Source organism: Pseudomonas sp. S2_F03, from assembly GCF_054668335.1.
The window spans coordinates 787798-812540 of sequence record NZ_CP162759.1; the positions used below are offsets into that span (position 1 = coordinate 787798).

General features: G+C 56.3%; 15 protein-coding genes and 6 pseudogenes. 11 read left to right on the top strand and 10 right to left on the bottom strand.

Annotation, left to right across the window (positions count from 1 at the left end; genetic code table 11):
• Window positions 1-97 precede the first annotated feature (97 nt).
• Window positions 98-1048, top strand: coding sequence for a DNA-binding protein (locus AB4N76_RS03700; protein WP_059182509.1), 951 nt, complete (start codon window positions 98-100; stop codon window positions 1046-1048).
• A 139-nt stretch (window positions 1049-1187) separates the two neighbouring features.
• Here AB4N76_RS03700 and AB4N76_RS03705 read toward each other — a convergent pair whose 3' ends face one another.
• The 4 genes and pseudogenes from AB4N76_RS03705 to AB4N76_RS03720 form a co-directional block, all read right to left on the bottom strand.
• The gene (locus tag AB4N76_RS03705; protein WP_460164171.1) at window positions 1188-1397 is read right to left on the bottom strand and encodes an antitoxin Xre/MbcA/ParS toxin-binding domain-containing protein; all 210 of its coding nucleotides are present in this window, start codon (window positions 1395-1397) and stop codon (window positions 1188-1190) included.
• Window positions 1398-1759: 362 nt separating this feature from the next.
• Window positions 1760-1984 (bottom strand): hypothetical protein, encoded by a 225-nt coding sequence (locus AB4N76_RS03710; RefSeq protein ID WP_231986498.1) that lies wholly within the window; start codon window positions 1982-1984, stop codon window positions 1760-1762.
• Window positions 1985-2280: 296 nt separating this feature from the next.
• Window positions 2281-3106, bottom strand: a pseudogene (locus AB4N76_RS03715) (inositol monophosphatase family protein).
• A gap of 286 nt (window positions 3107-3392) precedes the next feature.
• Complete coding sequence (locus tag AB4N76_RS03720) at window positions 3393-3542, bottom strand: hypothetical protein (protein ID WP_172825936.1); 150 nt, start codon at window positions 3540-3542, stop codon at window positions 3393-3395.
• A gap of 833 nt (window positions 3543-4375) precedes the next feature.
• On the opposite strand from AB4N76_RS03720, the gene AB4N76_RS03725 reads away from it, so the two are divergent.
• Window positions 4376-4903 carry a hypothetical protein gene (locus AB4N76_RS03725; protein ID WP_460164172.1) on the top strand — a complete coding sequence of 176 codons (528 nt, stop codon included), beginning with the start codon at window positions 4376-4378 and terminating at the stop codon, window positions 4901-4903.
• Between the two features lie 814 nt (window positions 4904-5717).
• Here the strand turns inward: AB4N76_RS03725 and AB4N76_RS03730 are convergent.
• Window positions 5718-6545: a hypothetical protein gene (locus AB4N76_RS03730; protein WP_460164173.1), complete on the bottom strand. Its 828-nt coding sequence runs from the start codon at window positions 6543-6545 to the stop codon at window positions 5718-5720.
• A gap of 1331 nt (window positions 6546-7876) precedes the next feature.
• Between AB4N76_RS03730 and AB4N76_RS03735 the strand changes: the two genes are divergently transcribed.
• From AB4N76_RS03735 to AB4N76_RS03760, 6 genes and pseudogenes are all read left to right on the top strand, one after another.
• Window positions 7877-8521, top strand: a complete 645-nt coding sequence (locus AB4N76_RS03735) for a hypothetical protein (protein WP_059182504.1) — start codon at window positions 7877-7879, stop codon at window positions 8519-8521.
• The gene (locus AB4N76_RS03740; RefSeq protein WP_460164174.1) at window positions 8502-9056 is read left to right on the top strand and encodes a hypothetical protein; all 555 of its coding nucleotides are present in this window, start codon (window positions 8502-8504) and stop codon (window positions 9054-9056) included. The genes AB4N76_RS03735 and AB4N76_RS03740 overlap by 20 nt, the downstream gene beginning before the upstream one ends.
• Window positions 8989-9159: pseudogene (locus tag AB4N76_RS03745) on the top strand (hypothetical protein); the annotation flags it as partial. The gene AB4N76_RS03740 and the pseudogene AB4N76_RS03745, both read left to right, overlap by 68 nt.
• Window positions 9160-9162: 3 nt before the next feature.
• Window positions 9163-10353, top strand: coding sequence for a hypothetical protein (locus tag AB4N76_RS03750; protein ID WP_460164677.1), 1191 nt, complete (start codon window positions 9163-9165; stop codon window positions 10351-10353).
• Window positions 10337-11278, top strand: a complete 942-nt coding sequence (locus tag AB4N76_RS03755) for a TniB family NTP-binding protein (protein ID WP_059182502.1) — start codon at window positions 10337-10339, stop codon at window positions 11276-11278. Before AB4N76_RS03750 ends, AB4N76_RS03755 begins: the two co-directional genes overlap by 17 nt.
• Before the next feature lie 648 nt (window positions 11279-11926).
• Window positions 11927-13255: a hypothetical protein gene (locus AB4N76_RS03760; protein WP_460164175.1), complete on the top strand. Its 1329-nt coding sequence runs from the start codon at window positions 11927-11929 to the stop codon at window positions 13253-13255.
• Window positions 13256-13526: 271 nt separating this feature from the next.
• Here the strand turns inward: AB4N76_RS03760 and AB4N76_RS03765 are convergent.
• The 4 genes and pseudogenes from AB4N76_RS03765 to AB4N76_RS03780 form a co-directional block, all read right to left on the bottom strand.
• Window positions 13527-14457: pseudogene (locus AB4N76_RS03765) on the bottom strand (LysR family transcriptional regulator).
• Window positions 14458-14921: 464 nt separating this feature from the next.
• Window positions 14922-19331 carry a response regulator gene (locus AB4N76_RS03770; RefSeq protein WP_046032557.1) on the bottom strand — a complete coding sequence of 1470 codons (4410 nt, stop codon included), beginning with the start codon at window positions 19329-19331 and terminating at the stop codon, window positions 14922-14924.
• Window positions 19332-19382: 51 nt separating this feature from the next.
• Window positions 19383-20541 (bottom strand): annotated as a pseudogene (locus tag AB4N76_RS03775) (HD-GYP domain-containing protein).
• Between the two features lie 218 nt (window positions 20542-20759).
• Window positions 20760-20888, bottom strand: a complete 129-nt coding sequence (locus tag AB4N76_RS03780; protein ID WP_256577208.1) for a hypothetical protein — start codon at window positions 20886-20888, stop codon at window positions 20760-20762.
• Between the two features lie 152 nt (window positions 20889-21040).
• On the opposite strand from AB4N76_RS03780, the gene AB4N76_RS03785 reads away from it, so the two are divergent.
• The 3 genes and pseudogenes from AB4N76_RS03785 (at window position 21041) to AB4N76_RS03795 (ending at window position 23361) form a co-directional block, all read left to right on the top strand.
• Window positions 21041-21178 carry a hypothetical protein gene (locus AB4N76_RS03785; protein ID WP_158283926.1) on the top strand — a complete coding sequence of 46 codons (138 nt, stop codon included), beginning with the start codon at window positions 21041-21043 and terminating at the stop codon, window positions 21176-21178.
• Window positions 21179-21188: 10 nt separating this feature from the next.
• A pseudogene (locus AB4N76_RS03790) lies at window positions 21189-22318 on the top strand (carbon-nitrogen hydrolase family protein).
• 3 nt (window positions 22319-22321) lie between these two features.
• Window positions 22322-23361: pseudogene (locus AB4N76_RS03795) on the top strand (AraC family transcriptional regulator).
• Window positions 23362-23703: 342 nt separating this feature from the next.
• On the opposite strand, the gene AB4N76_RS03800 reads toward AB4N76_RS03795, so the two are convergent.
• Window positions 23704-24537, bottom strand: coding sequence for a DUF2242 domain-containing protein (locus AB4N76_RS03800; protein ID WP_046032562.1), 834 nt, complete (start codon window positions 24535-24537; stop codon window positions 23704-23706).
• Window positions 24538-24743 lie beyond the last annotated feature (206 nt).

The following is a 24743-nucleotide window of genomic DNA, read 5'->3' on the forward strand; positions in this document are numbered from 1 at the left end:
CTCGCCCGGCGGGCTTGTCGTCCTGATCAGAAACCAGGCAAGTCAAATGACATGCGTCATACTGCTTAAGATCCGGAAATCCTACAGGAGCTCCGACATGGCCCGTGGCGGTATCAACAAAGCCTTGGTGCACGCGGCGCGTGACGCCTTGTTAGGGCGTGGGCTGCATCCGAGCATCGACCTGGTCCGCGTTGAGCTGGGCAACACCGGTTCAAAGAGTACGATCCAGCGCTACTTGAAAGAACTTAACGGTAGTCTGGCCGCCAATCCTGCGCCGCCGCCCACCCTCAATGAAAAATTGACTACCTTGGTGAGTAGTCTAGCCGAGCAACTAAAGCAGGAGGCGCGGGACGCCGTAGCCGACGAGCAAGAGCAGCTTGAGCGGCAACAGGCCAGCTATGCGCAGGCGCACGCGCAGCTAGGCGAGCGGTTGGAGCAGTCGCAAACCACCATCACCCATCTCACCGGCGAGCTGGAACAGCAGCGGCAGTGCGAACGTATGCTGCGCGAACAGTTACAAGACAGCGAGGGGGAACGCCAGCAATTGCGACAGCTAGTGGCCGGCCAGCAACAGATCCTCGAAGAACGGGCCCAGCAACTGCAATCACTGGAGGACAAACATCAGCATGCTCGGGAGGGGCTCGAACACTATCGGCAAGAGCAACTGGCTCAGCGCGGGCAGGAACTGCGCCGGCATGACGAGCAGACTAATCAGTTACGCCAGGAACTGCGGTCCCTGCAAAATGCGCAACTGGCCAAACAGGAAGAATTGGTCACGGTGTACCGTGAGCAGGAACGCTTGCGCAACGAGCATCGGGTGCTGAACGCACAATTGCGTCAACAATCCCAGACCCTGCGCGATACCCAGCAGGCCCACGACGCGCAGACGACAAAGCTGCAACAATTGCAGACCGAGTACGCCGTATTACGGGAACGGGTCAAACCGTACCTGCTTCAACACCGCGAAAACCGCCGGCAGATGCGGGAGCAGGCACGCCAGATTGAAACGTTACAAACGCTCCTGCGCCAATTGACGCCCACCGGCTAGGACCGGAGGTTCCGCTCGGAAGCCGGTGCCTACAAGATCGTTATCGGAAAATTGGTTGGCGCCGGAGATCAGGCGCATGCGGTGTTGCTACCGAGGCGGGCTCTGTGGCCCCCTGAAAAAACGCTGACAAGCAACACCGTTAAAACGCCAATCCCTCTGCGACCTGAATCAACATTTCTTCAACCAAGCGAGTGCCCGGGCTGGTGGAGAGCAGTGCAATGGGATTTTCACCTGAAAAGCGCGCCTTGGATTTGTTCAGCCATCGCTGGGCTTTGTGGGTGTCCCCAAAGACCGCCTCGGCCATGGCCGTGATATGCGCAAGACGAAACAGGCGATCACTCTCAGCCACGCTCAGGCGCTGACCGTGAGTCAAGCGGGTTTTAAGGGTCTTGAGCGAAATGATGTGGTTGCACGCGTCGAGGTTGAATACCCCAAGTCGCGGAGCGACTTAATACTCCCCGGCGAGAACCCCGCCTCGATCAACGCATGGATGTCCAGGTCAGAGGCATCGGTGGGAATAGGCAAAAACATTTCCAGCCGGACCCGGTAGGCTCGGTAAACATCATTGCGCATGACTTCAGCAAACATGAGTCGCCTTTTGGGTTTGGCATCGGGCTCTTTGGCTATCTTCACTCAGTGTGAAGTTGGGGTGGTCGGAAATCCACGGTGGTCATCCTTTCCAATGCTCAGACCGGGGCCCCTTTTTAATTGTTAAACGTCTTTTGCTGGCTGACTACGCTGGTGAATGCAGGTCGATGTGGCCGTCCGGCCACCTGCCAGCAATCCGACCGGCTCCACGTCTCTACCCGCCACCAGTGCAATGTCCAAGAATCGACTTGCACGGGCCGTGCGCGCCCTGAGCACTGCCTGTGCTTCGACCTGAAACTGCTCAGCGAGCAGCCATTGGTTCATTTTGACTTTGCGCTTACCTTTCATCACGGCTCTCGTAGTGAGTCACGCCTGTCTATGCCCCGGCAGACGTGAGCAATGAGCAGAGTGCCTTGGATTCCTGCAGTCTCTACTCTCGTCGTCCAAAAGATACCACGCACTATCTGCTGAGGGTGGGCCGCGCAGCTCTTAGACGCTGGCTTCGGACCTGAAGCTCCATGCTTGAAAACAGGATGAAAAATGCAAGTCCAGAAGTTGCCAATTTAGCGCCCGTCGGACTGTGCGCAGTTGGCGGCCAAAGAGATGACGATGCTGGTCGCTCGAATTTAGTCCGACGACTGCTCTCAGTTGGAGACGTCCGTGAAAATGCGGCCCCATTCTCGGGCGAGCAGGATCCGGCACGCCGACACTGAACCACCGAAGCAGCGTTGTGAAACCGTTTGCATATTGGCTTCAGTTGCATAGGTAATCGTTTGCCCACGCTCATCGACTAAAACGCCGCCTGCTCCTCTCAAAAGTGCGTGGCCTGCGACAACGTCATGTGCAGAAACTGGGTAAAGCGAGATGCCACAGACCCCCTCACCGGCGGCGACTTTGGCGAGCCTGTAGGCAATGGATGGCATTGCGACAAAGGTGCTGGGTTGGCAGAGGGCGCTGTTAAGTTCAGGCTTGTTGATCGCAGCGGCACTGACCATCACGAACTCGTCGCTCGACAAGGTTTTGGTAGAAAGCTGTGACGGCACCGATTGTCCATTGCGGCTCACCTCGGCCATGCCTTCTGCCCAAGCAATGCAATCAGGCACGCCCTCAACGGTGACGGGGGCATACACCACACCTAATACCGGCGTTTGTTTGTGCAACAGACCGATGGACAGGGCTGAGCCTTTGAGCCCCTTGAGGAAGTCCGAGGTCCCGTCGTTCGGGTCAACGACCCAGCACCATGGATGGCCGGTTAGACGATGTCCGGTTTCCTCTCCCCCAGAAGTCGCAAGGGAAAACCTGTAGCAGGTGCTGACGCAAAAACTGTTCGATTTCTTCGTCTACGGCGGCCTTATCACCTTGACCCCGCGGCCCGCCCACACTCGCCCACTCGGCAATCAGCAACTGGCCGGCGCGAATAACGACCTCAATGGTCTGGGTGAGCAGCGGTTCTAGGTTGGGCTTTTGCACGAAATGGGATGCCTGGAAGTTGGGTGGGTAATACGAGGGTCCTCGACTGAGGCGCGAAGCGAGCCGCCCCCTCCGCCGTCTAATCAGCGGTCGGCCAGACGGGCAACAACATCGCTCAAAATTCGTGTGCGCCACTCTGCCTCTTGCCGCAGGACGACGATGGGCCTCGCCCTCCATCTACGCCTGCACTGACTGCTGTTACCTGATCAGCGTAAGCGCTGTGAAAGGGTTGCGTTGACATCAAGATACAACCTCTTCGAGAGTTGAGGATTGTCGAGTTACTTTTTCAAGGTGTACGCCCTTGTGCCTCGACCTGTACCAGTAAGCAAGCCGCTTTGCCCTGCCGGGTGATGACGAAAGCATGTCCTTGCGCAATTAACACCAGCAGACGACGTAACCGACGGCGAACCTGGCTTTTGCTGTAGGTGGTACGCATGGCAGATACCCCTGACTGTATCTGGATATAGCGTAGCCTTTTCACTCCATGCTGCGACCTCAACGCATGCACGCCCCCAACACTTGGGGTGGGCAACAACGAGTTCGCGAGTTAATAACGTCCAGGATTCTAGGCGCTACAGGGATAAGCCTGTCGCTGCGCCTAAAATCCTAGGCATTCGCTCAACGAAGTGTCGGGTTGCCCGATGGTCGAATGGCCGCGGAAACGACTGGAAGCCCGCTGACATTTCGGAAGTTCATACCCCTGAAACGACCGCTCTCGCTTGGAGAATTTACGACGCACGCACCGCTTCGAAAGCGCCGCACCCGTCATGTGTTATTCAACCTATTGTTCTGACCACGCGCCAGTAACTGCAGGGCTTATACGCCAGCGTGCAACACTGGTAAGACTCAAGCCTTCACCTTTTTTCGCTCGCCCTCGAGCTAAAAAACATATGGCCCTGTCCCATAACAGACCAATACGTCCCTAAGGCCCACTTGGTCGTCAACCCTCGTGCGCCTGCAAAGTGGCCAGAGACAGGATTCCGAAGCGACAAATGGTATGGACGTGCAACACAGCTCGGATCAAACGGCCGCCAGATCAGCGTAACAGCGTCAGTGGATAGGTGAGACCAGATCGAAATTAAACGGCGTCGGTTGGACAGAGACAAAAAACACGTTATGGCGGCTGAGGCAGTAACATCGATAGACACATTCCCGAGCCGCTTTGATCCGCGTCGACCTTGTGTCAGCGCCGACGCCCCGTACACGGCCAAAAGGCCTATCGTTCAATACGCTCGGTAAGCCCTTAACGCCGGCGTACAAGGAGGCAGCATGGCAACAAAAAAAATAGAGGTCTATCGCGGTTCAAACGGGGGCGCGCCCACGTCTGAACAGGCGGATGGCATTCACCTCCGCATCGAACTGCCCACAATGAGCGGGCACGCAATAGACGTGTACCTCAATTGCCTTGAGGTCTTGAACCGTGTCTTTCTCGGCGCTCTGCCCCAGGCAGCCGATTCAGAGGCGCCAGCTTCAAGCCGTAGCGCTCCCAGCACGCTGAATCCGCACATTTTGCTCAGGGACGCGGCCATGTTGGCAGAGGCGCGGCGGTTGATCCTTCAAGAAAACGGCGACTGGGTCACTGCGGCGGGCTTGTCCCAAGTCACCGGGCTCGAGCCTGCAGCGCTCGCGGCAGGGCTCCGGGCGTGGTTGAACGACGGCTCGCTCATCAGCGTGAGTGACCGGAGCCAGGAGTACTTCCCAGTTTTCGCCTTTGGCGACGCAACAGAGCTGCGGCCCACCGCCGAATTCGGCGCCGTGATCAATGTGCTGCGGAAAAAAAGGACAGCTGGGGCATAGCGTTCTGGTTCGCTTCGAGCAATCACAGCTTGGGCGGCAACCGTCCGCAAGACATGCTGCGATCGTCAGCGGAGCGTGTGCGCCGTGCGGCGGAAGAAGAGGTAGCGGGGACACTGCATGGTTAGTCCCGCAGTCGCGTATACGGCAACAGTAAGGCGAGTGACTGAGAGGTGACTTGCGGCCGGCAGATCATCGAACAGCCGCGCCGCAGCCAGCGGCCTCGGAACTTTAGCAAAACGCGAACCACCAGCGTTCACTGGTTGAGACCCGCCGCCCGCGGCGCTGGACGCAAGCGCCCTCGACCGAACCGAGAGCGCGCGTGCCACAGCGCTAATCCAACGCGTGATCGGCATTTTAGCGTGAGAGGAAAGAGTGTGGTTTACCCGCTGCGACAACCCCGCAGGACAGTCATATTGCTCCTGGGCGAATCGCGAAATCAGCAACCGATGGGCCGCCGCTACGCACCAGAGCATCGTGACACTGAAGGTATCCCATTCATGGAACCAATTCTTTTCTGCCAGCGTATCCCACAATAACTCCAGCTCCTCTAAGGAGCTAAACGTGTGGTGAACTTAGCCCCTTTGTTTGGACAGGAAGGATTTGAAGCGCGTGCGAATGGGCGAAGCTTGAAGGCGGTAAAGGAGACGTTAGCTGCCGATCAAGTTCGGCTTCGAGAGCATCAAAAGTAGCCATCTTTTAGGCCACCCGTTTATGTCTCATTTTGATGTTGCGACGAGGCAACCACTGCAATCGGCCGACAGCGTTCATCTGTGGCCAAGCGGCGCCGCGCCGGACACGCACACACCGAGTCGGATTAAATCGGCTTTGGCTGATTCGCTGCAGACCAACGGCGCGTCAGCCCGCAGCGGCAGCGATAAGCCGACCACAAATCAGCGTCGTGAAAGATGGAACCCGGCTGATCGTCCAGGCTTTCCAGCGCGCGATATATCTGCGCTTGGCGCACTTTTGCGGCTCGGCTAAACACCTCGCTGAAGGCCCGCCAATCTAATTCGTTCCGTACCAACGGCGTCGCCCAGCTCAAATCGTGGAGCGCTTGCCACTGCAGAATCTGCACGTCCAGTTCCTGAAGCCGACAAAACCAGTGTGCTAAACAATACTGCCCGTGCATGTACACCAACCACGCCCGGAGCAGGCTAGCCAGCCGATACCGCACCGGGTACCAGTCGCATCCCGCGCACAGCCGAGTCAACGCTCCGGCGATGGCTCCGGGGTGGGCCAGTGACCAATGCGGTTTGCATACCGATAACAGCAGCAATACGGTCAGACGGTCGAGATCGCTGCGCCTCGCCAACTGCCGATGCAGCTCGGCTGCACCTACGGCCAGCCACCCAGGAAAACATTGGTCCAACAACGTGTTGGCGCGGGCACCTGCGACCTTCAAGTCCAATACGCGCCAAAAAGGATGATCCACTAAGGTGCGCACTTCGGGCACATGCCTGGCCATGCCGGCCAAAAGCCGGGGTGAATACAGGGTGCCGTGCAAGGCGGCGTCCAGGCGATGGCCTCGTTCACTGAGAGGGTCAAGCCCCATCGTCCTTTCAAACCAACGGGCGAGCACCGGACCGGATTCTTCCAGTCCGCGAAGGCGGCACACGAGCCGCGTCGCGATCTGCATCTTCAAGTGTCGACACTTTTTGTTATCCACTGCAGCCATCACGAATCCTCAAAAGGTCCGCAACTTTCAGTTCAATCTCCGCTGTGCCGCTTGCACCATTACCCCAGTTTCAGTAACAGATACGTTCAGAATAAACCACATTTCGCGCATGCGAAAACTTTCGACCCGCGCAAATATCAACCGTCTGAACGACTTACACACAGATCTTGATAATTCCCGTATTCGCTACTCGACATTCCCTGCGTCAGCCTCTGGGTCAATAATCGTTCCGTGCCCCCAGCCAAGCTGCGACCGCTTGAACATGGCTATCGCCGTGGTAATAAGATGTTCCAGGAACGATTGGCAACGAGGCACACACCAGCTCCGGTCACCGCCCCCATTGGCGACGACCTACATGGGAGGTGATCTCGCTATGCGCAGCGCTACGACATGGTTCATCCTGGCCAATATGACACTCGAGCAACAATCATCTACGCGTTGCTCCCATTTCAAATGGCAGCCGGGAAGTGACAACGTGCGGTTTAGCTCCCAACCCTTTGGTGCGAAGATGCGCGAGGGTGGCCACCCAGCGAACCGTACGAACCCGCCGACCTCCTATACCGTCGTCAACGATATTGCACCGCTGCACCCGTTGACTTGCGCCCTCTTTGGAAACAGGGCGCGCGCTCCTGTCACGCCCGAGGCAGCCCGCAGCGACTCAACGGGGTGGACGCCAACGCTTCACCAACCTGGTCGGCGAAATGACCTGGCTCAAACACGCGAGGCCCTGCGGCGACTTTGGCTGCCCGTGGATCACTCCTTTTCCGTGGCGCCACTCTGGGGCCTGAGCGGCAGCCCCCTCCTCGCCTTCTTGCCAGTGCACCCACTTTGCCGCGCGGCGTTGTATTACTACGACTTAGCAATTTGTCGTGCCTGCTTGAAAACCGCACCTGAACATCTCCCGCGACAACCTGTGCGCCACGTTGGCGCCTACACGCAGCCCCATCACTTGGGTGCTGTGCGGACCGTAGTCACGGAGCGCATGCGACACCTGATGGCGACGTGGTTTCCATCAATGATGGGTGGGGACACCACGGACCAACGTACGAGCCACTCGGTGACATTTGACATGTTCGTGACGAAACGCCCGTATCGGTGCTCACAACACCATCTCAGGACCGATCAGCCAGCTGACGACCGCCAACGTTGCGCGCCCCTTAAACGCAAGATCAAACAGCGAAGCAACGTCACCCGATCGCTGAAAGCGGGTAAACGGGCTTCGACGCCTGACAAGGGTGAGCCCCTGTAATCCTCGCCCCAGCGCCCTTAAAAGCAGCCGATGCGTAAAGGAGATTTCGATGAACTTTCCTCCTTCGTTAGATCCACCCAACAAAAAATGCTATTACGGAAAACATGCGGTGTATTTTCCGTCGCGCAAAAACCAACATCAATTGATCTGCGACAGCATGCTCGAAGCCGACTACTGCGTGCTTCTGGAATACGATTCCACGGTCGTGAACTACTGGCGCACGCCAGGCGTGTTTGATCTTTCGATTGAGCAAAAAGTCATCCACTACACCCCTGATTTTTTAATCGAAACACTGGATCAATTTTACTACACGGAAGTCAAAGTCGATTTCAAACAATTAAGTCCGCTGACTCTCGCCAAACTGCACGCGGCCAATACCCTTTTTAACGAATCTGATAGGTCATTGAGATACGCTGACGAAAAAAACATTCGAGAGGGCGAGCTGCTTAGAAATATAAAGCACCTCTATTTGCACTCTTTCAACGTGAGTGACGATGAATTCGGTGACTGTTTAAGACAAATCAAAGCTCTAACTGGGTCTGTCTGCCTTGGTGACTTCATGGCTGGCACTCACGGACCAAGCGCCAGGTCCGTCTATAAAGCAATGTTCGACCGAATTCTAAAATTTGATCTCTCCAGCCGACTCACATTTGCTACTAAACTGGAGGTAGAACGTGATGACCACCACGCCTAGTGTGGGTGCCCAGTACACGCTGGACAATCAAGTGTACGAGGTGGTTTCGATCAATGATGGATTAATTTCCATGTGTTCATTGATTCATCAATACCGCCGTCATGTGAACTTCGACCTGTTCGCCTCCATGGAACAACGCGGCACCCTCTGTCTGCACCAACGCGCCCCGATCGATATGAGCGAAGCGGCGCAGTGGGTATCGTTGCCCGAAGAGGAACAAAAACTGGTTCGCCACCGCGTGGACTACCTCAACGCCTGCGACAAGGAGTTCGGAGGCAAGCTCCCCAAAAAAGCAGCGAAAGTGTTCGTCGCAAAACTGGCCACAAAATTAGGGATCCCCACCCCCAAGCATCTCAACTTTGTGGTTGTGGAAAAAGCGCTACCTGGCAAGCAACCGAAGCCCATTTGCGCTGCTCAAGCGTTATCCGACCAGCAAGTCAAAACGCACGCATCACTTAGCCGAAGAATTGATCAAGCACTACATCAAAACGGCTTACCTGCAGCGGGAGCGTCCCACGGTGACGCATGCCTATAAACTCATGGTCGCGCACATAACCTATGAAAATAAGGAGCGTCGAACTTACGACGCTGCGCCACTGAGGATTCCCTCATACGCAACGTTCTGGCGGAGAATCTTCGCCATGGACCGTCATCTGGTAGCCCGTGCACGCCATGGCCTGAAAGCCGCGCAACGATTGAACAAGTTTGGCGGTCATTTATTCGTCGATGACGACCCTCATGCCAACAGCCAGTTTGACTCCCAATATATGGACGTTGACGTTATAGACGCGTATGGCGACGTCGCCGGCCGACCAATCCTATCAGCACATCTTAATCCAGCTCATCGCAAATGCCCTGGCTGGGATATCTCCATGGGCGCCCCCTGCGCAGAGAAGATGATGAGCGCGACCATACGAGCCATCGTCAATGATGGGAAAATGGCCAGCATTACCAGCGACCATGGGGCGGAAGTGTTCAACATTTGGTCGCAAACGGCTATGAACCGGCTCGGCATTGCACTCGATTACGTTCCTGTCGGCGATCCCGATGCCAAAGCATTCATTGAGCGTTTTTTTGGCACCGTCAATACAACCTTTTGCCATAACCTCCCCGGGACCACCAAAGGTTCGCCGAAAGCACGCGGCGACTATCCTTCGGAACAGCGTGCTTGTCTGACGCTGGAAAACCTGCGAGAAGCCTTTGGCCTGTGGTTGGAGGTTTATCACAATACCTGGCACGACGGGCTGTTCACGAGCCCCAATAAAAAGCAGGAAGAGTTGGAGAAAGTCGCGCCTCCACCGGAACGTTATTCCTTAGAGGAGCTTCAGCAATTGTGCCTAAGTGTTTGGCGATTGCGCATCTCGGGGGGACGAGTCAAAACCAAACATTTGATCTGGACCGGCCCCGGGTTGCCTGAAGTGGCCCAGCGATTGACGGCCAGCCAAAAAGCCATTGTCTATTTTAACCCCTGCGACCTCGGCACTGTATGGGTTGCCCATCCTAGTACTCCGAAGGAATGGCACCCAGCATCCCCCACGCACCCGACGTATCAAAATGGTTTGACATTGACCGATCACGAACGCCTGGTTCAATCGTTCAGAGACGAGAAACGGGCTTTTGATCACACTGAGGCCTATCAGATGCTGTTCGAACTGAACGAGAAAATCGAGTCATTCAAACGCAGCGCTAAAAATAAACGCTCCCCGAAGTCCGCAGTGCCACCCGAAGACACACCTGCCCCCTACCCTGGTGCTCCCCACGCCTCCGATGAGACCAATTTCCCGACTCATTTCGTCCGAGATGAAGGTGATTCCGATGAACCCGACCAATGAAAAGAAACTCAAACATTTCAAGACATTCACGATACTGCATCCACAGTATCGTGAGGCAGTCGAGACCATCCACCGTTCCATCCAAGCCACTAAATTAAGAGGCGAGCCCAGTTGTGCGGTTCTATTAGGTGATCCGGGAACAGGCAAGACGCGCGTTTGTCACCAAATTCTTTCCGAATATGCACGCCCATCAAATGTTCGCACCGAAGCCGGCCTCCAGGACATTCGTCCGTCAGTCTATTGCCGCATACCTACTCAGGTGACTATCAAGGGAGTCCTGATCAGCTTACTGAGTTGTTTTGAAACTTTCAGTGCTTACCAGTCTATGGGCGCGCTAGAGTACCGATTGATGACGGTGCTAAAAAACTGCCAAACTCAACTAATCATTCTGGATGAGCTCCAACATCTGTTAAGCCGCGGTGCTGCCAGGACTAAAGAAACGGTTTGCGACTGGGTGAAAGTGTTAACCGATATCTTTGCGGGAGAAGTAATTTTGGCCGGTACCCCCGACTGCGAAGCGATCATAACAGCTCATTCGGCTCTTGCAGGACGGTTTCCCTACAGTGCGCGTTTAGAGTGTTTCAATCTCAACACACCTGAATCATACGAAGACTTCGTAAAGCTTCTTCGGGCGTTTTCCATAAGAATGAAGGAAACCTTCGGATTTAGCGAAATCCCAGAACTCACCGATGAAAAAATGGCCTTGGCGATGTATGCGTTTTCCTCAGGCAACATGCGCTCGATTCGGACCTTGCTATTCCAAGCACTCAATGAAGCCTTAGAACGTGACGGCGAATTGCAATTACAAGATTTTAAAACTGCGGCAAACCACGTCAAGGTCAACACAAAAATGACACTTAAAAACCCGTTTGAGTTGAAGCTTGGCGAGCTTCACAAGATAGTTTATAAAAAGAGCAAAAAATGAACAAATTGCTTTATACACCTTTGCCTCTCCCCGAGGAAAGTGTCGCCAGTCTTCTTTTCCGCTGCGCAAAAGCAAATGGCTATAAAAATTTAAAAAGTTTTAGTCAAGCGTTCCAACTTGATTGGTCGAGCCTCGCCTCATGCCAATGGCGAGGTTCAACCGCGTCTAAATTATTGATCCGGCATGGTAGCCTCACCATGTCCGACAAACGAATGATTCTCAACTCGTTCCCAAGCAAATCAGACGGGGCAGCAGCAACTTCATGCTTTTACATGAAGTGCCCTACCCGGTATCCATGCTACGCCAAAAATTGGTGCTGTGCCCTTCGTGCATTCGTAATGACTGCTTAAATAGAATGCATGCTTACCGCTGGTCGGACGTCTGTCCGTTGCATGGAGAAATATACCTCGAGCGGTGCCCCCACTGCGGCAGCCCGTTCGACTGGCTAAGGCTTGAGGATTATCACTGCCCCTGCAGTTTTGACTTACGCGAGGCCAGTAGCATTTCGGCTGATAAGCGCTCTAGCGAAATAATTAACCACGCACTGTCAGAAAAAAAGGGGATTTTTTTACGCTGTTAATGGCATCGATGACCGCGCTTCGCTATTTTCATACCGTAGATAATCGACTCTCCATCATGGAAAGTTGCGTGAACATCGCCACCGCCCAAAAAACCGTTTTTTTTCAGGAAATTCGAAAGCTGCAAAACAAATATCCTACGTTACATCGTCGCGCACTGCTGGCGCCCTTTATTTTAAGCCCGAATGCAATGCTTAGCCATTATGGAATCGAATACTTCACCGCTTGCAAACAATCAAAACCGTCCCACCACGACCAAAGTTGTGGCTGTGGCACCCTACTATTCACAAAAAAAGAACTGCGGTACATATTCAACTCGTCCGGAAGTTTAGCGGAACTGAATGCCAAAAAGCTGAAAGGCATAGCGTCCCTAGACCCAAATCACCTCACAAACCCGTTCTATCAATGCCCAGACATCTGTGGATCGCTGATAAATCTGGATAGTATTCAATGGGAGCACACAAACGCATTTGCTCGCCCGTCTGCTAACTTTGAATTACTTACGAGCAGCGAAGCGGCGATGATGCTGCACACCTCGCCCGCTCGAATTCAAAAACTCGCAGGAGCAGGACTCATAAAAACGCAACAATTTAGCAAAGCGCAGGGCCTTCTAATTCCTATGGCATCAATTAAAGACTTCAATGAAAAATTCATCCTCCGCTCGGAAATACTCTCGAGGGCCGGACTCAATCGTCATGTAGTCAACTACATCCTGACAGGTGTCAATCCGATCGAAGTCAGGAGCAACGCGTACACATCGGGTTTTTTGCTCTATAAAAGGGATGAAGTACCTGAAAGTCTACTGAGTGCGCTGGACCACAGTGTGACTGCAATTATGCAAAAACCACTCGGACCCGACAGTCTTGTTACCTTTGCAGACGCAGCCAAGCAACTATCTGTCAATGTAAAATGTATCAGACCCATGGTAAAATCCGGTTTATTGAATCAGATGCTAGTGCAGTCGCCAGACGGTTCGCCAGGTCGAGAGTATTGCACAGGAGACAGCCTCCAAAAAGCAATGCAATGGCGTGACCATTATATGTCTCTGGGCGAAACGGCCATTCAAGCGAAGTGCAGTCTGCGTGTCATTCATACAAGGTATATCTCCACTGGCTTCGTGGAGTGCAAGCAGTTTGGTCCAACCGTTTTTTTCAGTCTGGAGGCCGTGGATAAAATCCGTAGGCATTTCGAGGTTTTTACCACCCACCTGTTTTTTGCTCGCGAAACAGGTTGCACAATTTTTGTGATTTCTAAACTTATTGAAGAATCAAAAATTCATGCACTCACAAAAGACCATCCCGACTTCATCAATGGCCAAATTCTATTTCGTCGGATAGATGCTGAAGAAGCTATCGCTCGGTATTTTGCCGAAAAACACGTAGGATACCAATCAAAGTAAGATAACGAATGCTTGAAAGACATATCGAAATACCAGCCCTGGTACCTCGGCCTTTCCCCGCCGTGAGCTCCGCCTCCTTCGCGTGCAATCTAAAGAACAAATGTGGTCGAGCGAGACTTTGATGGTACGCATTTTTCTGTGCGCCGCGGTCCAAATTCAAATCGAGAACGTAGACGCTATAATTTATTACGTCACATACCTAATATTTGAAAGGTTAGCTACAAGTTTATTTTTCAACTAAACTTCCAGTAGTCTCTTTCAAATTGTTAGACTAGCGATGAACCCATCCTCGTTCAAGCAGCGGTGTATCCCAATGCGGCTCTTCGCGGAATTTATCGACGAGAAACTAGATTAACGTGCGAACTTTCAGAGCTCTACGCTGAGTTGCCGGAAACACCGCGGAAAAATTGAATGAAGGCAGGGAATACTCCGGTAGAACTGGAATGAGTCGTCCTTCCAACAAATCATCGCTAGCCACGATTGTTGGTAAACAGACAAGGCATACCCCTGTCGCCGCATAATCGCGCAGCAAATGCACCGAGTTCGAACGGACTTGGCCGGGTAGGCTCAGCTCCACTTGCTCATCGCTATGGGCAAAAACCCAACGATTGCGCAATGGATATCCGGCATACAAAGCAATCTTGTGCTGTTGCAATCGTTGGGATGCTGCGGCACGCCAAACTGTTCCGCGTACTCCGGGGACATGCAAAATATTCGACGCACCGAAAACAGATGTCTCTCAATCAGGGTCTCAGCCAGAGCGAAAAACATCTAGAAGGCAATGTCGAACCCCTCTTCAATGAGATCCACTACTCGATCGTTAACCACAACATCAATTTCGATGTCTGGATAGATATTGTTGAACTCTGCCATTAATGCCCCGAAATGACCGATGGCAAATCCCGGAAGCATTTGTATGCGTAGCTTCCCCGAAGGTTTTGCACGCAGTTCACGCATATTGTCGGTCAGCGAATTGAAACTCGCTACCATATCCGCACACTCTTATAGTAGATCTCCCCGACTTCGGAGAGTCTAACGTGCCGAGTGCTGCGGTGAAAAAGTGGAGAGTTGATGAATTGTTCCAATTGTTGGATACGGTGTGTGACCACTGAACGGGCGATCCCTAACTGCAGGGCTGCTTTGGCGAAACTACTGGTTTCAGCAATTCGTACAAAAGCTTCGATACTGAGTAAGCGATCCATAGGTAGGCTCTCTAATTATTGCTAGACAATTCGAACTTGGTGATTCTTAAAAAAATCCCCAGACTGATGAAAATCCATTCTTGGCTTAGAAAAACACTTTCGAGGCCAGTGCTTGAAGTATTCATAAAATGAAATAGCGATGGCTTGACCGACACTCTGGGATAACAGCGCAGGTACTGCAGCATTTTCCCTCTTTCACGTGTAAATTCAAAACACAAATTTAGTCGGTTAGGTAGGCCCGCAGGTTGGTCCCCGCCTTCACTGTGCAAATTTTTTCTCCCCACCCGAGGTCAAATTTTAATGGAAATGGAAGACGCGATCATTTATTCAATTTTAGGCGATCAGCATTTTTTAGCATGAGTGAAAAATCCATTTCTAACACCTTGATCTACCGTAGCCTCGTCCCCATACTTATTGATTAGCCATGATGAATGACCAGGAGCGGGCTCAATCCGCTTCAATTATCAGGACAGGTTTTCAAGCAACTCCAGCGCCTGATCAAAATCGAAGCGCTCCGCTTGCCGGACAACCCGAAGCAGCTGCTCGGTCATCCGCGGGTCTGAAACCAGCCCCTGCAGTTTGAGCAAGGCCGTCAGCGCCTGGGTGTCGCTCTCGGCCAGCAGCGACCGGGCTTGGGCCAACTGCGCATGCCATTCGCTGCCCGGTGGCGCGATTGATGAGTCTGCGGACGATGTCGGTTCGTCGATCACCGATAATCCTTCCAGCACTGTTGTCAGGCAGCGCTCAACCTCCGCCAGCCGGTCAGCCAGCACCTGCTCCGTTCCATCGCTCGCCCCATCGTTCAGACACGCCTGCTCCAGCGCGGCGGCTGCGTTCGCCACTTCAACGGCACCAATGTTGCCCGCCGTACCGCGTAAGGTATGGGCCAGCCTGACCGTCACCAACGGATCGCCTTGACCTTGGGCAGCCAGGAACTCAGCGCAAAAATCCTGCTGGCTGGAGCGAAACTTGCGCAGCAGGCGCAGGTAGAGCTCGACCTTGCCCATGCAGGTGCCCAGGCCCGCGTTCAAATCAATACCGGGAAGGCTGGCTGGCAGGCTCGTTGCTGACACCGAGGTGGCCGGCGAAACGTCGGCCGACATCGCGCCACGGTCAGCGCGCGGATGTATCCACTTGGCCAACGTGGCGAACATGTCATCAACGTTCAAGGGTTTGGAGATGTGGTCGTTCATGCCGCAGGCCAGCGCCCGCTCACGGTCCCCCATCATGGCGTCTGCCGTCATGGCGATCACCGGCAGATTCGCCCAGCGTGGCTGCTCACGAATCTTGCGGGTCGCGGTATAGCCGTCCATCACCGGCATCTGGCAGTCCATCAACACACCATCGAAGTCTGCGTCATGTTCCAGTTGGTCGAGCGCCTCTGCGCCGTGAACGGCCAGGCACAGCTCGATTCCGGCGCTCTCCAGCAGCTCACAGGCCAGCTCGCGGTTCAGCTCATTGTCTTCCACCAACAGCAGTCGCGCGCCACGCAGGCGGGCCATGGCGCCGGCGCTCTGGCCCAATCGCTCACTGGCCCGGGTATCGGCCTGGGGAGTCTTGCCGAGCACCGTACCCAGTGCCTCAAGCAACGTAGACGGCGTCACCGGTTTGGTCAGTACCACCGGCAATTGAATGCCGTGCCGACTGGCTTCCTCGCGGGCCTCCTCGCGACCGAACGCCGTGACCATGATCACCGACGGCGTATGCGCCAGTTTAGCGGCCTGCATCTGCCGCACCGTCTCCACACCGTCCATGCCAGGCATGCGCCAATCCATCAGCACCAGATCATAGGGCAGCGCCTTGGCTTCAGCGTCCACCAGCATGGCCAGTGCGGCCCTGCCACTTTGCGCGACGTCCACCTCCACGCCAAAACTGCGCGCCATGCTGGACAGGATCTCGCGCGCGCTGGCGTTGTCATCGACCACCAGCACACGGCTGCCAAGCAATTCGTCGGCGGTCACCATGCGCCGCAACTGGCTGTCACGCTGCACGCCCAGACTCACCTCGAAATGGAAAGTGGAACCCTGGCCCGGCTCGCTCTCAACCCAAATGCGCCCGCCCATCAACTCCACCAGATGCCGGGAGATGGCCAGGCCCAACCCGGTGCCACCGTACTTGCGGGTGGTGGTGCTATCAGCCTGGCTGAAGGGTTGAAACAGGCGCGAGCATTGTTCGGCGTTCATGCCGATGCCAGTGTCACGTACCCAGAAATGCAACTGCGCCTGCTCTCCCGCAGAGCCCCGCTGCTCTACGCCGAGCACGATCTCACCCTGCTCGGTGAACTTCGTCGCATTGTTGCCCAGGTTGATCAGCACCTGGCCAAGACGCAGCGGGTCGCCGATCAAGGCGGTCGGCAGCTCGGCATCGGTGCTGAACAGCAACTCCAGGCCTTTGTCCTCGGCTTTCAAGCCAATCATGCTCGCAAAGCTGTCGAGCACGGCCTCGAGGTGGAAGGGAATGTGCTCCAGGTGCATCTTGCCGGCCTCGATCCTGGAGAAGTCGAGGATGTCGTTGATGATCACCAACAGGTATTCCGCCGAGCGATGGACCTTTTCGATGTAGTTGCGCTGGCGGTGGTCGAGCTCGGTGCGCAATGCCAGGTAGCTCATGCCGATGATGGCGTTCATCGGCGTGCGGATCTCGTGGCTCATGGTGGCCAGGAAGTTGCTCTTGGCCTGGGTCGCCTCTTCTGCGGCCTCCCGTGCGCGCTGCACCTCGGCCTCGGCGGTCTTGCGGTCGGTGATGTCAAAGTACCAATTGGCCCCCATGCCCCGCTCCCCCAGCGTCATCGTGATGGCCGAAACCAGTACGTCGAAGCGCTCGCCTCCTGCGCGCTGCAGAGTGGTCTCGAAGTTCAGCACTGCACCTTGCGATGCCGCTTCGAGAAAGCGCTGGTGGGCCTGCGGGTCGACCCAGAACTGCGCTGGATCCGTGCCTTCGAGTTCAGCCAGACGAGTCCCGAACAAACTGTCGAACTGCGGATTGCAGTAGGTCGGGCGGCCATCAACGTCCCTGATCTCCATGGCCACCGGGCTGCTGTCGAGTACTGCGCGCAACTGTGCCTCGCTGGCCTTGAGTGCCGCCTGCAGATGACGGCGTTCGCTCACGTCGCGCACCGACGCGCACACGCAGTCTCCGCCCCCTTCCAGGCTCGGCAGATGCGACAGGCTGATCTCTGCCGAGAACAGACTGCCGTCTTTGCGCACGCCTTGCAGGTCGTCCAGGTTGGCCCCCATCTGGCGAGTGGCGCCGTGGGCCATGAAGCCCTTGCGCAATGCCTCGTGGCGCCCGCGACTGGCCAATGGCACCAGGCGATCGATGGTTTCGCCGAGCAGCTCACCGGCGCTATAGCCGAACAGCTGATCCAACTGGCGATTGGTGCGCAGGATTTGTCCTTCGGCATCCACCACCAGCATGCCGTCCGGCGCCGCTTCGATAATCCCGCGATACCAGGCCTCGGTGGCGCGCAACGCCGATTGCTGGGATTCGAGTGCCTGCGCCTGCTGCTCCAGCTGCAGCGCCTGTTCCGCCATTTCATTGGCCTGGCGCCGGGTTTCCGCCAACAGGGTCTTGACCGCCTGATTACGCTCCAGAATCGCCATGGCCGCGGCCAGGCGCGGGGTGGCTTCCTGCAAGAGCAGCAGTTCACGCTCGCCCAAGAGTTCCAGCCCGGCCAGCTCGAGCACGCCCAACAAACGCTCGCCACGCACAATGGGTTGCAGCAGCAGGCAACGGGCCGGGACCTCGCCAAGCGGCGAGCGCAACCGCCAGTATTGCTCCGGCATCGCCTGAAACTGACGCGGCACGCGATCCACCGCGCACTGCCCCAACAGGCCATCGCCGAACTTGACCTGCGCTTCGGGTGGCCGCTCGGAATCGGTGGCATAACCCCCCATCAGCGCCAGCGTGCCAGAATCCTCCTGCGCGCTGTACAGCACCCCCTGGCCGATTCCGTGCAGGCCGGCCATGCATTGCAAGAACACCTGCGCCAGTTCGGCCGGGGTTTCTGCCTGCTGCAGATCGACCTGCAATTGGGCGGTATGCGCCTTGATCCAGCGCTGACGTTCAAGTTGTTGGGACTCGGTCTGCAATTTGGCGATGGCCCGCGCCAGATCGCCGGTTTCGTTGTTCATGTCGGTGTGGGGAATCGGTTGATCGAGCTGCCCCGCGGCCAATTGGTCTACCGCCACCCGCACCCGGTTGAGCGGATTGCGGATCGACTGGCTGACGACCCAGGACAACAGCAACGCCAGCGACAAGCCACCGAACAACAGGATGTAGGTCAGAAGGGTACTGCGTTCGGCAAACTCGGCAATGTCCTTGGCCGTGTCGCGAATAGAGGCTTCCTTGACCTGGGCGATCGCGTACAAAAGGCCATCGGCCTGCTGGGCCAGTTGCTGGAATTCACTGCTATTGAGCAGCATTAACGCCTTGTTCTGCTGGCCCTGGTCGATCATTACAAAGGCCTGGTCGCTTTGACGCTGCAACTGTTGCAGCAGCAGGTCGAACTCGGAGAGTCGCGCCAGATTCTCCGCGCGCCTGAGGGTCACTTTGGCGTGGGCCACCGCCTGTTGCAGGCGCTCCTGGATCTCGTGCAACTGCTGCAGGGATTCGACGCGAATCTGCGCGCTGTCGGTGCCCACCGCGCGTTGCAGCGCTTGCAGCATATGCGGCAATTGCACACGTGCTTCCTGCAAGTGCTCCATGCCGACCAGTTCCTGCAGATAAAGGTTCTGCATATTTTGCTTCAGCGATTGCTGGGTGCGCAGGCTTTGCACGCCGAGCACCAACACCAACAGCAGCAGCGCTGAAAAACCCAGGATCAGTTTGTGCCGTAGCGCGAGGCGCTCAAGCAGGGTACGCAATCCAGCCATGACTATCCTCGTGGACCTGATGAAATTACTGACAAAGGGGCCATTGCGGGTTCACGGAGTCTGGCCGAGACGCTCCAGGGCCGCCCGCTGGACGGCCATGTCCTGATCGGTATCAGCGAAACGCTCGGCAATGGTCTGGAACTGGTCGAGGCAATCCAGGAAGGCATCACAGATGTCCGGGTCGAAGTGCGTGCCTCGCCCCTGACGAATAATCTCGACCGCCTGCCCGTGGGGCATCCCCGCTTTATAGACCCGACGGCTGATCAACGCGTCATAGACGTCCGCCACCGCCATCAACCGGGCGCTAATCGGGATGTCGTCACCCGCCAGCCCTTGCGGATAGCCACTGCCGTCCCATTTTTCCTGGTGACTGTAGGCAATTTCCTTGGCCAGGCTGAGAAACTCGGCGCGCATGCCGAGCTGGTCCTCGGCATGCTGTATGGCGTCACGCCCCAGCGTAGTATGTGTCTTCATGATCTCGAACTCTTCCTCGGTATAGCGTCCCGGTTTGAGGAGGATATGGTCGGGGATGCCGATCTTGCCGATGTCGTGCAGCGGCGCCGAGCTTGAACAACAAGGCGACGGTGTCCTCGGTGAGAAAGTGACTGAAGCGCGGATGGTCACGCAGATGCTCCGCCAGCACCTTGATGTAATGCTGGGTCCGCCGGATATGGTTGCCGGTTTCGTTATCGCGCGTCTCGGCCAGTGAAGCCATGGCCTGGATGGCCACATCCTGGATCGCAATCACCTCGAGGGTCCGGCGCGCTACTTCCTTTTCCAGATAGTCGCTGTGATCACGCAGGAAGTCTGCCGCCGCCTTGAGCTTGAGTTGGGTATCCACCCGCGCCAGGACCAGTGCCGGCCGGATCGGTTTGGTGATGTAGTCGACAGCCCCCAGCTCCAGGCCATGGATCTCGTCTTCGGTGGCGGCCATGGCCGTCAGAAAGATGATCGGAATGTCACGGGTACGCGGGTCGCGCTTGAGTTGCTGCGCCACTTCATGGCCGGACAGCCCGGGCATCATCACGTCAAGCAGGATCAGGTCAGGGAGTGTGTCGCCTTGTAGTACGCGCAAAGCCTTTTCACCGCTATTGGCGGCCTTGACCCGGTAGCGATCCTTGAGCAGATCCGTCATCAGCATCAGGTTATCGGGCGTGTCATCGACCACCAGCAGGGTCGGCGGACTGTAATGACGCTGTTCGACGCTCATGACGGGGGGCTCCCTTGCCGGAAATAGACATCCCGAGGCAACACTTCCACCGCCGCCCCAGCGCAGGAGAGCTTAGCTGCAGTTCTTCAGGGCTGCCCGGCGTCAAGCCGCGTACAAAGATGCTCGATGACCACGCAAGGCGTTGCGCCAACGTCGTGATGCGCCGCTACTTTCCAACCCGAACATTGCAACGCAGCTTGAGCGAGAGGCCATCACCGCTATCCCAGCAGTGCATGCTTGAGCACCGAATCGGTCGTGGTCTGATAATGACTGGCCAGCAACTCGCAAGCCTTGTCGATGTCTTTGGCCAGCGCCGCCTCCATCAACTGGCGGTGTTCATGGGGCACATTACGCGCAGTGTAGGGGCCAGGCAGAACGAATGCCTCTGCGGGCTAAAACACACTTAAGCAGTAAAAACACCCACAGCGATCACTTGCCTCAATTTCGGCGCGATGATCTTTACTAAGGGTCGCTGTACGTTATGTAACTTGGCGGCAGCATGACCAGCACCGATTCCATTCGGCCAAAAAGCGAAGAATTGTCCGGAGAAAAAAGAAAATTGCCCATTAACCCATTGATTCGCTTTATCCTCGATCCAAATCCTGGTGAAAAGCCATGCCCTGAACACGGCTGTTGATTGCTCCCCCATGCGCAAACTTTTGTACCTGACCTTTTCCATGGCCATCGTTGCCACCCTGACAACCTACGCCATGTGGGCCGCGGATCGTCCGGTGGGCCATTACCTGTCGGACCTGCGCATCAACCTGGCCATTGATCAAGGCGAACCCGCCGATCGCGGCAATCTGCTGGGCATACAGCCTGAGCTGTTCCCTACCGACTATCAAAGCCCCGAACGCTTGCATCGCAAACTCGCGGCCTATCTTCAGAAGGCCCAGGATGAGGGCCTGTTGAATGACAAGACCATCGTCGTGCTGCCTGAACACGTCGGCACCTGGCTGATGGTCAGCGGTGAAAAAGATGAGCTGTACCAGGCCACCACGCTCCAGGAAGCGATGAACTGGCTGGCGGCGAGCAATCCCCTGAAGTTTGTCCGCGCACTGATCAGTGCCAACGGCGGCAGCCGTCTCGACGACGCTCATTTGCGGATGAAGGCCAAAGGCATGGCCAAGGATTACCAGGCACTGTTCGGGGGCTGGCGAAAGAGTTTCATGTGACGCTGGTGGCGGGCACCATCGTGCTGCCGGAGCCCAGCATCATTGACGGTACGCTGAAAATCGGACGCGGTGCGCTGTACAACAGCAGCGTGATATTCGGGCGCGACGGCGTGCCGATCGGCCAACCCCAACGCCAGATGCATCCGGTGTTCGAGGAACATGACGACATCAAGGCCAATGACCTGCAGGCACTCAACGTCATCGATACGCCCGCCGGACGCTTGGGTGTGTTGATCGGCAGCGACAGTTGGTACCCGGAAAACTACCGAAAGCTCGATGCTCAGGGCGTGCGACTAGTGGCCGTACCGGCGTACGTCATCGGGCGCGACACCTGGGATAAACCTTGGCGGGGATACCGAGGGTTGCCGACACCCGAATCCGTCACCCTCAAGGCCGGCGAACTGAGCGAAGGTCAAGCCTGGCATCGCCTGACACTGACAAGCCAATCGCCTTCCAGCCAGGCCATTGCCGGGATGAGCGTGTTCCTGCGCGGCCAGTTCTGGGACAGGGGCAGCGCCGGGCAAAGCTTTCTCAGCAACAACGGTCAACAGTTCGCCGACGGCAATGCCCGCGGCGCGCGGTTGTTGAACCTCTGGTTGTAACCCATGAAACCGCAGCCGATGCGCCTCGGGGATTTGTCGGTGGGCTTCGTCCATAGCCTGGCCGATGCCGTGCACAGCCATGGCGTAGATCCTCAACCGTTGCTCGATCAATACGGACTGGATGCGGCCCGACTGGCGGAGCCGGTGCCCGGCTGTCGATCCCGCGTTACATGCGCCTGGGCCACAGTGCAATTCAACTGACGGATGACCCGGCTCTGGGTTTGCGCATGGGCCAGGTCAGTCGCCTGAGCCAGGCGGGTCTGGCCGGGGTCACGGCCGCCCAGGCGCCAACCGTTCGAGAAGCCGCGCGTTGCCTGATTCGCTTCGAAGCCTTGTACGGCTCTAACTATCGCGGCCAGTCGAGTTTTCATGAAGACGCTCAGGGTGCATGGCTGCGCTTCTATTCCATCAGCCCCTACAACGCCTACAACCGCTTCGTGGTGGATTCGATCATCGCCGGCTGGTTGCAGCAGTTGTCCAGCCTGAGCCCTGCCCCGCTGCGCGCAGAGCGCATAGAAATCGAATTCGATGCTCCGGATTATCGCGAGGCGTATGGCCTGCTGGGCGACTGTCCGATCCAGTTTGGCGCCGAGCACAACCAACTGCGCCTGAGCCTGCCCAGCCTCGCCCAACGCAACCCGCAGCATTGCCCGAGTACCTGGCGGCATTTACTGCAACTCTGTGAACGGGAACTGGAACAACTGACCCGCACCCGCAGCCTGCGTGAACGCATCACTCAGTTACTGGGGCCGTTGCTCAATGGTGGTCGGGAACCCGACCTGGAAGAAGTGGCGGCACGCCTGAAGCTGCCCACCTGGACCTTGCGCCGCAAACTGGCCGAAGAGGGCACGCAATTTCGCGCAATTCTCAACGACACCCGTCGCGACCTGGCCATGACCTACATTCGCGATACTGAACTGGCGTTCGGAGAAATCGCTTACCTGCTGGGTTTCGCTTCAGCTGAAGCCTTCCAACGGGCCTTCAAACGCTGGAATGGCCAGACCCCTGGCGAGTTTCGCCGCAGTCATCGCCAATCTGCCTGACGCTTACAGCTCGGTAGCATCTTCGGCGGGTTCCAGCGGATCCAGTTCAAACGCCTGGTACTCGAGCAGCTCTTCTTGATAATCGTCCATTTTTGAATCCCCCAGCGCTCGCTTGAAAAATGCCTGAATAAATGACCAACACCCCAAGCATAAAGTGCCCCCGTGAAAGAAAAATGACGCAGGTGCACCGCTCAGCGGCTACTCAATAAAACGTAGCAGGCGGTCAGGAATTTATCACAGGTTTTTTCGATACAGGCTGTAGGACTACGGCCCGGCTGACGCAGATCAACGTTAAGCGCCTACGGGATCGATGTCGTCTGACCCGACCCCGTAGATAAACGCTTAATGACCAGAGATGGGCATGGCCGGAATCGGCTCGCTAGGTGGCGGCAGGTCCGACTGTGGTGGCGGCGTGACAGCTTCTGCGGTCGGTGCCGGTTCGCTGTTTTGTGCCGGGGTAATCGGAGCGGTTTCGACCGGCGGTGCAACAGGTTCAGAGGCCGTAGGGGCCGGTGCAGGCTCAGCAGCCGGTGCTGGCGCTGGCGTCGGTTCCGCAGGCGTTGGCGCTAACGCTGCAGGCGCCGCTTTGGCTTCAGGCACGCCCAGGTCAGTCTTCGGTTTCTCGACGATGTGTGCGGCTTTCTTCGCTTCCGGTGGCAGGAACAATTCGACCAGCGTGAAAAAACGCTCGTAGAACTTGGCCGACGAAACGGTTTCGCTGGCGACCTTGACCATCGAGTCGTCGGACGAGCCGATCGGCATCGACACCGAACCCAACACACCGACACCGAGGCTGGCGGAGTTATTGGTCTTCTTCAGCGCGTAACGGTCCTGCAGGGCGTTGGCAAACATGGTCGCGTGGTGCCCGTCGCTGCCATCATCGGCACAGACCACACTGAAACTGATCTCCATGTGGGTTTCGCCAGTCTGCTGGAAACTTTTGTGCCCACTGATCAACTTGGGGTCGCTGCTGGTAATGATGTAACCCTGGCTGAGCAAGGCGCGACGGGCGGCTTCGCAGGTCTGCGCATCGCTCACCGGGTAATTGCGCGAAAAGGTGCCGGAGTCGGAGAAGTTCTCATGCTCATAGATCGCGGCTTTCTTGGACGAGCAGCCGGCAGCAGCAGCGAGCACCAGTGCCAACCCGACGAGGCGCATGGGAATTGATTTAAACATTGAACATCCTGAGGAAAACGGTCCGGGGCGTATTGTGCAACAGATCGATGCTTAGCGGCGTATCGATTAGTGTCTTAAAACAGTTACAAGTGTAAAGACTGCCTTTGACGTAAAAAGTCGATCCGTACTCACATTGGGCGACGGATAACCGTTTTGTTTTTCTGCGGGCAAAAAAAACCCCAGCCTTTGGACCGGGGTCTTTTTGC

What these genes read in the sequence shown, in the direction of transcription:
- AB4N76_RS03700 (WP_059182509.1), top strand. Translation starts at nt 98, where the DNA reads ATGGCCCGTGGCGGTATCAACAAAGCCTTGGTGCACGCGGCGCGTGAC.
- AB4N76_RS03710 (WP_231986498.1), bottom strand. Translation starts at nt 1,984, where the DNA reads ATGAAAGGTAAGCGCAAAGTCAAAATGAACCAATGGCTGCTCGCTGAG.
- AB4N76_RS03720 (WP_172825936.1), bottom strand. Translation starts at nt 3,542, where the DNA reads ATGCGTACCACCTACAGCAAAAGCCAGGTTCGCCGTCGGTTACGTCGT.
- AB4N76_RS03725 (WP_460164172.1), top strand. Translation starts at nt 4,376, where the DNA reads ATGGCAACAAAAAAAATAGAGGTCTATCGCGGTTCAAACGGGGGCGCG.
- AB4N76_RS03735 (WP_059182504.1), top strand. Translation starts at nt 7,877, where the DNA reads ATGAACTTTCCTCCTTCGTTAGATCCACCCAACAAAAAATGCTATTAC.
- AB4N76_RS03750 (WP_460164677.1), top strand. Translation starts at nt 9,163, where the DNA reads ATGGACCGTCATCTGGTAGCCCGTGCACGCCATGGCCTGAAAGCCGCG.
- AB4N76_RS03755 (WP_059182502.1), top strand. Translation starts at nt 10,337, where the DNA reads ATGAACCCGACCAATGAAAAGAAACTCAAACATTTCAAGACATTCACG.
- AB4N76_RS03770 (WP_046032557.1), bottom strand. Translation starts at nt 19,331, where the DNA reads ATGGCTGGATTGCGTACCCTGCTTGAGCGCCTCGCGCTACGGCACAAA.
- AB4N76_RS03785 (WP_158283926.1), top strand. Translation starts at nt 21,041, where the DNA reads ATGACCAGCACCGATTCCATTCGGCCAAAAAGCGAAGAATTGTCCGGA.
- AB4N76_RS03800 (WP_046032562.1), bottom strand. Translation starts at nt 24,537, where the DNA reads ATGTTTAAATCAATTCCCATGCGCCTCGTCGGGTTGGCACTGGTGCTC.